The organism is Burkholderia sp. E168m23, from assembly GCF_016586125.1.
Lineage (GTDB): Bacteria > Pseudomonadota > Gammaproteobacteria > Burkholderiales > Burkholderiaceae > Burkholderia > Burkholderia orbicola.
Map to the genome: position 1 here is coordinate 1 of NZ_BCPP01000226.1, position 8,013 is coordinate 8,013.

The 8,013-nt window shown below is 67.9% G+C and carries 7 protein-coding genes; 1 reads left to right on the forward strand and 6 read right to left on the reverse strand.

From position 1 onward, the window contains the following. A partial coding sequence (locus JMF90_RS13985; RefSeq protein ID WP_374104238.1) for an adenosine deaminase occupies positions 1-667 on the reverse strand: 667 nt, incomplete at its 3' end. A 45-nt stretch (positions 668-712) separates the two neighbouring features. Further along, positions 713-2,062: an NCS2 family permease gene (locus JMF90_RS13990; RefSeq protein ID WP_011546932.1), complete on the reverse strand. Its 1,350-nt coding sequence runs from the start codon at positions 2,060-2,062 to the stop codon at positions 713-715. A 94-nt stretch (positions 2,063-2,156) separates the two neighbouring features. Here JMF90_RS13990 and JMF90_RS13995 point away from each other — a divergent pair, with 94 nt between their 5' ends. Beyond that, complete coding sequence (locus JMF90_RS13995; protein ID WP_041489350.1) at positions 2,157-3,065, forward strand: LysR family transcriptional regulator; 909 nt, start codon at positions 2,157-2,159, stop codon at positions 3,063-3,065. 34 nt (positions 3,066-3,099) lie between these two features. Here JMF90_RS13995 and JMF90_RS14000 read toward each other — a convergent pair whose 3' ends face one another. The 4 genes from JMF90_RS14000 to JMF90_RS14015 form a co-directional block, all read right to left on the reverse strand. Next, entirely contained in the window at positions 3,100-4,152 is a 1,053-nt protein-coding gene (locus JMF90_RS14000; protein ID WP_011546930.1) for a nucleoside hydrolase, read from the reverse strand. A 10-nt stretch (positions 4,153-4,162) separates the two neighbouring features. Next, on the reverse strand, positions 4,163-5,275 hold the full coding sequence (locus tag JMF90_RS14005; protein WP_011546929.1) for a porin: 1,113 nt from the start codon (positions 5,273-5,275) through the stop codon (positions 4,163-4,165). A 161-nt stretch (positions 5,276-5,436) separates the two neighbouring features. Then, the gene (locus JMF90_RS14010) at positions 5,437-6,762 is read right to left on the reverse strand and encodes a L,D-transpeptidase (RefSeq protein ID WP_011546928.1); all 1,326 of its coding nucleotides are present in this window, start codon (positions 6,760-6,762) and stop codon (positions 5,437-5,439) included. Positions 6,763-7,159: 397 nt separating this feature from the next. Next, a partial coding sequence (locus JMF90_RS14015) for an MFS transporter (RefSeq protein ID WP_201325172.1) occupies positions 7,160-8,013 on the reverse strand: 854 nt, incomplete at its 5' end.

The following is an 8,013-nucleotide window of genomic DNA, read 5'->3' on the forward strand; positions in this document are numbered from 1 at the left end:
ACGGCATTCCGAACTCGCCCGCATGCGCGGTCGTGCGGAAGCCGGCCGCGCGCGCGTTGCGGTACGCCTTCCAGAACAGTTCAGGCGGCCGGTCGTTCTCGCGATAGTCGATGCCGAGCCCCGCGACTTCGTCCGCGCGATTCGCCTTCATCCATTCGACGATCGCAACCGCTTCGTCGGGGTCCTGCTCACGGTCGATGCTCGGAATCAGGCGCGCGCCGATCCCGAAATCGCGTGCGGCGTCCCGGATCGCCGTCACGATCGCGGCCTGCGCGTCCGGATACGCGATGCCCGATACGCGCACCGTTCCCGTCGGATTCCAGAAGAATTCAGCATGCCGCACGTTGTGCGCGGCCGCGTCTTCCAGATATTCGTATGCGATCCGCCGCAGGTCGTCGGGTTGCGTCAGCAGATATTTATCCAGCGCGCGCAGCACGTGCAGCACGCCGACCGGTTTCTCGCCGCGCGCGTAGAACCCGTCGATCTCCGCGCGCTCGATCGGCGCGCCGCTGCGTTCGGCGAGCGCGACGAACGTGTCGTGCCGCACCGCGCCGAGCAGGTGGCAATGCAGTTCGACCTTCGGCAGCGCGCGGAAGAAGGCTCGATGCGCGGGCGTGATCTCGATGCCCGTGCGCGCGGCCGGGACATTGCCTGGTGTTCCCTTCATGTCAGTCTCTTTTTCCGTAGTGCGATGCGTCGCGCAAGCCGTCTCTCAGTGCGGCTTCACGACGGTCCAGAAGTAATAGCCGAGCGGAATCGCGAGCACGACGAGCCCCCACGACACGTCGCGCCAGCGGCCGGCCAGCAGCTTGACGAGCACGTAGCACAGCAGCCCGCCCGCGATGCCGGTGCCGAAGCTGTTCGACATCAGCGTGAGCAGCACCATCGACATCACGGGCAGCGCATCGGTGAAGTCGTCGAAATGCGTATGGCGGATCGTCGCGAACATCGACAGTCCGATCAGGATCAGCGCCGGCGCGGTGGCCTCCTTCGGAATCGCGAGCGCGACCGGCACGAACAGCAGCATCGCGGCGAACAGCACGGCCGCGGCCAGCGACGACAGCCCGCTGCGGCCGCCCGCCTCGACGCCGGCCGCCGATTCAATCAGCGCGGTCAGCGCGGGAATGCCGAACACCGGCCCGAGCGTCGCGGCGAGCGAATCGACGAGGAACGGCCGGTTGATGTTCGGCAGGTTGCCCTGTTCGTCGAGCAGGTTCGCCTTCGCGCCGACCGCGAGCGCGGTGCCGAGCGTCGAGAAGAATTCCGCCGCGAAGAACGCGAACAGGTACGGCGCGGCGGCCAGGCTCAACGCGCTGCCGATATCGAGCTTGAACGCGATCGGCGCGATGCTGTGCGGCAGCGACATGAACGACGCAGGCAGGTGCGTGACGCCGAGCGGCACGCCGGCCGCGGCCGCGACGAGGATCGCGATCAGGATCGCGCCGGGCACCTTGCGGGCCTGCAGCACGATCGCGACCGCGAGACCGATCAGCGCGACCAGCGCGCCCGGCCGCGAGAAGTCGCCGAGCGCGAACGCGTTGGTCTTCGCGTTCGCGACGACCATCCCCGCATTGCGCAGCCCGAGCATCGTGACGAACAGCCCGATCGACGCACCGAGCCCGAGCTTGATCTGCACCGGGATCAGCCGCACCACGACGCCGCGCGCGCCGAGGATCGTCAGCAGGAAGAACAGCACGCCCGACACGCACGCGATGCCGAGGCCCGTCTGCCAGCCGACGTGCTCGGTCGTCGCGAGCGTCACGCCGATGATCACCGAGCCGCCGATACCGGGGCCGACGAGGAACGGCAGGTTCGCGTAGAGCCCCATCAGCGTGGTGAACAGCACGAACACGACGATCGTCGCGGTCGTCGCCGCGCCGCGCTCCATGCCGCCCGTCGCGAGCAGCGACGGGATCACGACGAGCAGGTACGCGGCCGCGAGAAACGACGTGACGCCCGCGATCGTCTCGGTGCGCACGCTCGTGCCGCGCGCGGCGAGCGCGAAGCGTCGTTCGAGCCAGTTGGCCGGCGTGCGCGCCGGCATCGTGTCAGTCGCTGACATGGTGGTTCTCCCGTGATTCCGAATATTGTCCTGTGTCGGTTCGTGCAGCGCGGTCTTATACTGCCGCGTACCGCATCCCGACCGCTATTACCCGATGTCCGACCGCTCGTCGCTGCTCCCCGCGCTCACGCTGCGGCAGGTCCAGCACTTCGTCGTCCTTGCGCATGCGCGCAGCTTCACGCAGGCCGCGCTGGCGCTGTCGCTCACGCAGCCCGCGCTCACCGCGTCGATCCGCCAGATCGAATTCCTGCTCGGCGGCCGCCTGTTCGCCCGCAGCGCGCACCGGCTCACGCTCACCACCGCCGGCGAAGCCGTGCTGCCGCTCGCCGAACGCCTGCTCAACCAGGCGCGCGGCACCTTCGACGACATGACGCGGCTCATCGGCGAACGCATCCAGACCGTGCGCATCGCGTTCATCCCGTCGGTCGCGGGCCGCCTGCTGCCCGCGCTCAACGCACTGCGCGGCACCCATCCGACGCTGCGCTTCACGCTCACCGATCTGCCGAACAGCGCGCTCGTCGAAGCGGTGCGCGACGGCGTCGCGGATCTCGGCATCGGCGTGCGCGAACCCGACGGCGACGACGGCACGCTGCGCTACCAGCAGCTGTTCGAGGACGAGATCGTGATCGTCGTGCGGCACGACGATCCGCTCGCCCGCGCGAAGAGCGTCACGTGGGCGAAGCTGGTCGATCGCGAACTCGCGGTATTCGTGCGCGGCAGCGTCAGCGAATCGCTGCATCGCACCGGCGGCGCCGAAAAGCTGCGCCTGAACGTCACGTACCGGATGGAATACACCGAGCCGCTCTACGCGCTCGCGCGCAACGGCCTCGCGACCGCCGTGCTGCCGAGTCTCTACACGATGCATCTGCACGATCCCGAACTCGTCGCGCTGCGCGTCGACAAACCGCGCGTCACGCGTGCGATCTCGCTGATCTCGCTCGCCGCCGACGATCGCGGCCCGCACGTGCGCGCGTGCCGTGAATGGATTGCGAAGCAGATCTGATTACGTTCGCGGTCCGCCGGGTGGCTGCCCATGTTCAGGGCAGCTTCGCAATCCGTTCGACGAGTGCTGCGTAGAACCGGTCCGCATCGACCTCGTTGATCCATGTCGCATTCGCCGCACGGCCGCTGCGCCCGTTCCAGTCGACGACGGTCTCGCCAAGCGTCCACTGCCCGGTCGTCTCGACCACCACGTTCACCTTGCGGCCGCCGAACAGCGTCGGATCGACGAGATAGCCGACGGCCGTCGGGTCGTACATCGGCGCGTCTTCAACGCCGCGCCGCTTCTTGTTGTAGGCGAGCTCGGCCTCCATGATGTCCGCGACGATCGCGCCGCAGCGGTTGCCGAGCGCACGGAACGGCGCGACGCGGGCCGGCGTGATCGGCGCCTTCACCGCGACGTCGCGCGGCAGCACGACGATCGGCACGCCGCTGCCGAATACGACTTCGGCCGCCTGCGGATCGACGTAGACGTTGAACTCGGCGGCCGGCGTGATGTTGCCGCGCTCGAAGAACGCACCGCCCATCAGCACGATCTCGCGCAGCGCGGCGCGAATCTGCGGCGCTTCGACCAGCGCGGTCGCGATGTTCGTCAGCGGGCCGAGCGCGCACAGCGTCACGCTGTTCGGCGCCGCGCGGCTCAGCGTATCGACGAGGTACGACACCGCGTGGCCGGCGGCGAGCGGCGCGCGCGGCGCGTGCAGTTCGACGCCTTCCAGCCCCGTCTTGCCGTGCACGTTCGCGGCCGTCACGAGCTCGCGCACGAGCGGTCGCGGGCAGCCCGCATACACCGGCAGCGCGTTCGTGCGGCCGGCCCAGTCGCGGATGATCCGCGCATTGCGTTCGGTGAGGTCGAGCGGCACATTGCCGGCCACGGCCGTCAGCGCGCGCACGTCGAGCCGGTCCTGCGCGCCGAGCGCGAACAGGATCGCGATGGCGTCGTCCTGCCCCGGATCGGTATCGATGATCACCGTGCGGCGCGCGGCGTCGCCGCCAGCCGCGAATGCGCCCGTTTCGGGCAGCAGCGCGGTGCCGGCCAGCGCGGCGGACAGTTTCAGGAACGTGCGGCGGGATGCGATCGGATGGGTCATGGTCGGGGGCTCAGAACACGTGCCGCACGCCGAGCGTCGCCATCATCTGGCGCGTGCCGGTCGAACGCGCATACGCGAAGATCTGCGCATGATCCGCGTCGCCGGCCGCCTGCTGCGCGATCACAGTCAGCGCGACGTCGGTGCGTTTGGACAGGAAGTAGTCGGCCTGCAGGTTCACCTGATGCCATTTCGGACGCTTGTCGATCACGTCGTACTTGCCGTTCGTGAACGCGTACGCGGCGCCCAGAAAGAGCTGCGGCGTCATCGTGTAGACGACGTTCACGCCCAGGTTCTGCAGGTGCAGGTGCGAATTGTCGAGGTAATCGTAGCGTACGTCGGTGAACATCGCCGCGAACTGCGCGCGGCCGATCGTGTAGAAGCCGCCCGTGCCCGCGATCCGCTGCCGGCTCGCGTACGCGGCCGGCGACATCGCGCTCTTGCTGAAGATCAGCAGCGGCGACGCATAGTCGTTCGCGATCGCGCCGTCCTGGTTCGTCGCGCTGTACGGATGGTTGTACTGCGCATAAACCACGCTCCAGCGCAGCGGGCCACGCTCATAGCCGAGCCCGAAGCTGTACGCGCTGTTGTTCGCGAAACCGGTCGTATTGCTGAAGCCGTACAGCGCGGTGAACTTCAGCCCGTAGTAGACGGGGCTCACGTACTTCACCGAATGCTGCACGCGGATGTCGTTGTAGCCGTTGTCGTTGTCGCCGATGTTCACGCCGTTGCTCGCGATGATCACGGGCCCGATGTAGTCGTGGATCGCGTCGTACTGGCGGCCGAGCGTCAGCGCGCCGTAGGTGCGGTCGGCCAGGCCGACGTACGCCATGCGCCCGAACTCGCGGCCGTTCTGCGCGGCCGTGCCCGTCATCACGTTGAAGCCGTTCTCGAGCTGGAACACCGCGGACAGCCCCTGCCCGAGATCCTCCTTGCCCTTCAGCCCCCAGCGCGGGTTCTGGTTCGTGCCGGACAGCGCCTGCCACGCGTTCTTGCCGCCCTGGTTCGTCGCGAATCCGACACCGGCCGAGATGAGACCGTACAGCGTGATGCTGCTTTGCGCACCGGCATGGGTCGCGAAGGCGCCGAGCATCGCGAGCGGAGCGAGCTTGTAGAGAGTTTTCATGCGGGTCGTGTGGTCGGTGGTGGTCCAGGCGCGGCAGGGTTCCGCGAAACTGGACTCGACTATACGAACCCGGATCGGATAATAAAAGTTTGCTTTCCTTATATCTCAATAAAACGGATTTATTCTCATCTCCACGCCGCCCGCACCCGACGAACCGGCGCTCAGTCCGCCGTGTCGCCGCCCTTCGGCAGCTTCGACCACGCGCCGCGTCCCGGCAGCGGCGACCAGGCCGGGCGGGTCTTGCGGGCACTGTCGATCACGACCAGATAGCGACCCGCAATCGGCGTGATGTCGCGATCGCGACGCAGCACCCATAGCGACTTGCCGGCCTCGACGCGTGCCTGGTAGTCGTCGTCGAGCAGCCCGTGCTGGTCGAGGAACGTGTTCAGCGACGCGGGAATCCGCACGCAGCCCTTCGAGTGCCGAACGCCGAGCAGCGCTTCGAGCCGGTCGGGATCGGTCGCATGCATCTGGAAACGCATCGGTGACACGCCGCCCTTGCCCCAGCCGCGCTCGCCGTCCACCCAGCCGAAATCATAGATGCGCATGTCGCGGTGACCGTAGCCGCGAATGCCGTTCTCGTTCGTCGTGCCTTCCGCGCGGAAATCCATCGTGTCGGGCGAGTGATGGAACACGCCGAGCGGCGTCAGGAAATGGTCGTACTGGCCCGGCAGCCCGGTGCCGACCGGCGATGCGCCGATCATCAGCCACGCATTGGCCGGTGTCGCGCGAAAGTAGATGAACAGCGCCTGCACGTTCGGCGCGCGGTCCACCATCGCGACGTATTCGCCGGCGAGATCGCCGAGATCAGCATCGGCGAGCGCTTTCTGGAGGCGGTCGCCGTACGCGCGCTGCTCGCTCGCGGGCACGTTCAGGCGCCGCGTGACTTCCTGCGTGAAGCGCTTGCGCATGTCGAGCGCGCGCGCCGTCACGTTTTGCGCCTCCTCGGCCGACAACGGCGGATGCCGGCGCGGCGGCGTGGGCGGAGGCGGCTCGGCTTCGCTCGCGGGCGTGCCGGATGCGGCCGATGCAGGTGCGGCAGCTGATGCCGCCGATGCCGCGGACGCCGAGGAAGCGGCCGACGCACCGGATGCCGCGCTCGCGAATTCCGCGTGATTCGCGTGATTCGCGTGTGACGCCCCGGATGTCGGCGCAGCGGCCGATGCACCCGACACCGCATGCGCGGACGAAGCCGGATGCGTGCGAGAGGCCGCCGAAGCAGGCGACGCGACAGACGAGGATTGCACAGCAGACGACGGCGCATCGGACGCGGCAAAGGCAGGCCGTTCGGCGACAACGGAAATCGACACCGCGGCAGCGAGCCCCACGTATGCGGCGATTGCGCGGTTGAGGCAACGCGGCTGCGCAAAGCGCCGCGCCAGGTGGGAAAGAATCATAGGTTCGAAGCCATCGGCCGATCCGGCCGCCGCATGGTGCTGCTGCGAGCGGCGCATCTTCCGCGCAAGCCATCGACACGTCCGGCGCATCGCATGCGCCAGGCGCCGACGCCTCTTCGCGGTGGAGCCGTTCGCTGATGCAACGCGGGCACTCCGATGGCGGCTAATGAGTCGTCAGGCCCCCTATTTTACTCGTCGATACGCGAATCGGCCGCGGCCCGAAGCACGCTTTTACGGGGAATTGCGCTTCGTCACGCTTTGTTTCAACTCGTTTCCGCTTGCGTGTTCGCTGCGTGGCAGGCTGGCGTGTTGCGCGGTTTCGGCACACGTCCGAAGGCACGCAGGTTTCATCCGGCTCGAGCGTGTCGCCCTGTTTATGATCTGCATGACGAAGCATTTTTTGCGATCCGGCGCTCGGAAACCGGGGCCGCGCCCGCATCGCACGCATGCCGCACGAACCATGCGACACGCGTGCACACCGCGCCGACTACTTCGAGATGGTTTCGAGCGCGATGCCCTTCGTGCGCGGCCCCATCCATCCGATTGCAGCCATCACGACCACCATCGCGCCCGCGATGAACGCGAACACGCCGAACGTGCCGAAGCCCCGCAGCACGGCCGCGATCACGAACGACGAGAAGATCGCCGAGAAGCGGCTCCACGAATAGACGAAGCCGACGGCCCGCGCGCGAATCGACGTCGGGAACAACTCGGCCTGGTACGCGTGGAAGCTGTACGACATGATGTTGCTCGCGAGCGTGAGGCCGATGCCGAGCACGATCAGGAACGCCCCCACCGTCGTCTGGCTGAACAGCAGCCCGCAGACGACGATCGCCGCCGCCATCGCGACGATCACCGACTTGCGCTCGAAGCGGTCGGCGATCACGAGGCCGATCAGCGGGCCGATCGGCGCCGCGAGCGCGATCACGCTCGAATACATCAGACTCGACGTGATCGTGATGCCCTGCTTGATCAGCAGCGTCGGCACCCAGTTCGCGAAGCCGTAGAAGCCGACCGTCTGGAACACGTTGAAGATCGTCATCATGATCGTGCGGCTGCGATACGGCGGCACCCACATGTCGCGGAAGCTGCCGCGCGGCGGCACGGGTTCGGCCGGCGCGGGCGGCGGCAACGGTCGCCCGTATTCGGCTTCGACCTTCGCCTCCAGCGCGCGCATGATGCGGTCGGCCTCGTCGACCCGGCCCTGCTGCGCGAGCCAGCGCGGGCTTTCCGGCAGTTCGCGGCGAATCCACCACACGAACAGCGCGCCATGCGCGCCGATCAGCACGACCCAGCGCCAGCCGTCGAGGCCGAGCGGCGCGTGCGGCACCAGCAGGTAGG